The organism is Coprobacter sp., from assembly GCF_982436375.1.
The window spans coordinates 1-3,225 of the sequence record NZ_CEWDCG010000268.1; the positions used below are offsets into that span (position 1 = coordinate 1).

The window sequence follows — 3,225 nt, forward strand, 5'->3', positions numbered from 1 at the left end:
TAAATATGTTTTATAGTATATTTTCTGATAAAATTAGTTTTCCTGGTTATAAAAAATACAGAGGAGTATTATTAATAATACTCCTCTGATAGAATAATGTTACGTGGTAAAAAGTTTATCCAAAACTAAAGAATCCTAAAGGTTGTTTATTACTGATGTACCACTCACCGTTGTCTTCACTACAATAAATTTTTTTTTCTCGTGCCAGCCATCCGATTGCTGCAAAAAAAGCAGCATCATCAAGCCCCAATGTCCGTTTCATACGATCGACTGTAATGGTGTAAGTTCCTTCGAGCAAGCACCATATCCGTCCGGCATTTTGTGCGATAATGAGCGCTTTCATAACATGTTGGGTTTTAGTGAAAACTGTATTTAAAGATATGTAAAATCTAAACCAATAACAAGTATCGGTTCGGAAATGTTTTAAATTTTCACTTTTTTTTGCTTTAAAACGTCGTTTTATTACGCAGTGTGAGTATGGTATTTAAGGCACAGCTTGTTCTATTGCTTCCGGCGTGTATATCCCGTCACTCTCTTCTTCTATTTTTGTGCCGGCAAACAGCCAGTAAAGCATAAGAATGATAGCGATAAACACACCGATAATTTTCCATACGTTTTTTTTATTCATAATATAATTGTTATTTAACGGGTAAAAATATATTTATCAAGAGTTGATAGTTGTTTATTGAATTTATAACCATCTTGATTGAATTGTTGTATGTCTTCGGGACGGTTAATCCGACTTTTTACTATATACCGGGCAATGTTTCCCCGGTATTGTTTTGAATATATTTGTATGCTTTTATAAGAGTCGTTTCTGTGTTCCTTGAATTTGATATGAATGATTTTCAAGTGATTTGGAACTTTTGAAATATCTATCGATTTAAATATTTCTTCTGATGCCAGATTTATCAGAATACCGTCATCTGCTACTATATCGTCGATTAATGCCTTTGTTATTATAGGTTGCCAAAATTGGTATAGATCCTTTGTCCCTAAATCGGGAACTTTTAATGAGAACATTAATCTGTATGCTTTGATTGCGTCGAGAGGGCGGAGGATTCCGTATAAAGTCGATATAATGCGTAGATGTTGTTGGGCATATAAAAAATCTTTTTCTTTAAATGTCGATGCGTCGAGTTTTTGATAAATAGTACCGCTATATGCCAATACAGCTTGTTTTTGTATTGTTGTAGGTAAATCGAATTGTTGGAAATGATGAAAATCGTTTTCTGCTATTTTTTGACTTAAGTTCATTTGTCCTTCCAATTCTTTTGCAGAAAGTTTTTTTACACCGGATATGATACGTTCGGCCTCTGACAAGAATTGTGGAGTTGTTGCTGGAGGATATGTTCCGGAAACCGGAGATATATTCATCGTTCGTGTAGGAGATAATAACGTTATCATTCGTTCGGTCGATTCTTAATAGGTTTTGTTGATATAACAATCGACCGGACGAATAGTTGCAGAATATTTAATTTTTGTTTATCGATGCCAAATGTCCCATGATGCAAAAGCTTGCAGCAGTAACATTTCGAGTCCATTTTTAGTAACAGCACCTTGTTTAGATGCTTTTTCCATAAACAAAGTTTGATCGGGATTGTAAATCAAATCATAGACAAGATGTTTATTTGTTAATTGTTCATAAGGAATAGGAGGACAGGTCGCTGTATGTGGATACATTCCCAGAGGGGTAGTATTGATGATGACCGTATATTCAGACATAATTTCGGGAGTGAGATCTTCGTATGTAAGAACATCTTTTTTTGCTGTACGGGAAACTAACTGGGGGGTAATCCCTAAAGATAATAATCCGTACCATACTGCTTTAGAAGCTCCTCCAGTCCCTAATATCAAACCTTTTTTATGTTCAGAGTTTAATAAAGGCCGTATAGAATCGGTAAAACCTATAATATCTGAGTTGAACCCTTTGAGTTTAAGTTTTCCTTTTTCACGTATAAATTTGATGACATTTACAGCTCCGATCATACGGGCGGTTTCATCCATTTCGTTCATATATGGAATAACGGCTTCTTTATAGGGAAGAGTTACGTTCAGTCCCATTAATTCCGGATTTTCGACAATTACTTTTTTGATAAGTTCTATTTTGTCTATTTCAAAATTAATGTATTCGGCAGGTATGTTTTCTGCAATGAATTTTTCATTGAAAAATGTTTTTGAGAAAGAGTGTATTAACGGATATCCTAATAATCCGTAGAGCTGTTTTTGAGAGTTGGTTGTATTCATATTGTTTTTATTATCCTTTTCCTTTATATTTCGATACCTTTAGTATTTGTTCCCCGTCGATCGGATATTCCAATAATTCGTGAAGAGAGCAGTTGCATCTTTTCATATATTCAGATACTATGCGCCAACCTATCCAACGACCTATTCTGCCCGGAGAATTGGGTGAAATCGGTGATGTAAATGGAGCAGGTCCGAGATATTTATTCTTTAATAATAAGTCTGTCGAGAAAAGATGCCTTTGACGTATTATTTTATCCCATATTGCATGTTCGTTTTTTTTGCACCACGAAATATTGTTGTCTGAATAACCAAGTATTTCTCCTATATCTTTTTGTGGAAATAGTTGTTGTAGCGTATATAATATGAAACCTTCATAGACCATCTCGTCAAGAAGAGTTTTATTTTCATTTTCTTGCGGGTACTGAGTATATAATAGCACTTGCATGACCTCGACGGGAATGCGGCTTCGTTCTTTTGTCGGAAGTTGATAAGGATTATATATGTTTTGGTAACCCGGATATGATGCTCCAAGATAATGATCTAAAGAGATGGATATTATAGAATCGGTAGTAATAATCGATTGATTCAATCCGGACACGTGTGTTAACACTCTGGGAAGATAGGCCTGGGGAAATAGGAGGGAATATCGGGAAAAAGCATCCGATAATCCGGATTCTATATCATCGGTCGTTTTAAATTCAGACTCGGTATCTTTATACAACTTTTTTATTGTAGGGTTAGAAAAGAATTTGTTTAGACCGGTTTTGTTATATAAGGAATCTTGTGGATTGTTCTGTATCAAATTCAATATTCCATAACAATAAATGGGAAGAAAATCAGAGTATTTTTTTATAAAACGAGCAGTGTCGGTCATGTTTCCCGATATGAATTTTTGCAGGTCTTGGTCGAATCGTTCCAGTGTGATGGATTTTGTTTCTGAAACAGAATCGTTTTTCCTGTTTTTACATCCCCATATAC

At 34.8% G+C, this 3,225-nt stretch carries 5 protein-coding genes; all 5 read right to left on the bottom strand.

The annotated features are described in order from the left end of the window. Nucleotides 1–115 precede the first annotated feature (115 nt). Nucleotides 116–343 (bottom strand): winged helix-turn-helix domain-containing protein, encoded by a 228-nt coding sequence (locus tag AC1WHX_RS11440; protein ID WP_009317296.1) that lies wholly within the window; start codon nt 341–343, stop codon nt 116–118. 141 nt (nt 344–484) lie between these two features. Then, the gene (locus AC1WHX_RS11445; RefSeq protein WP_009317295.1) at nt 485–628 is read right to left on the bottom strand and encodes a hypothetical protein; all 144 of its coding nucleotides are present in this window, start codon (nt 626–628) and stop codon (nt 485–487) included. Nucleotides 629–642: 14 nt separating this feature from the next. Further along, nucleotides 643–1,407 (bottom strand): YaaA family protein, encoded by a 765-nt coding sequence (locus tag AC1WHX_RS11450; RefSeq protein WP_303116871.1) that lies wholly within the window; start codon nt 1,405–1,407, stop codon nt 643–645. Between the two features lie 78 nt (nt 1,408–1,485). Then, entirely contained in the window at nt 1,486–2,247 is a 762-nt protein-coding gene (locus tag AC1WHX_RS11455; RefSeq protein WP_009317293.1) for a shikimate dehydrogenase family protein, read from the bottom strand. A 10-nt stretch (nt 2,248–2,257) separates the two neighbouring features. Continuing rightward, the coding region (gene gldB, locus AC1WHX_RS11460) for a gliding motility lipoprotein GldB (protein ID WP_481229395.1) at nt 2,258–3,225 on the bottom strand (968 nt) is incomplete at its 5' end.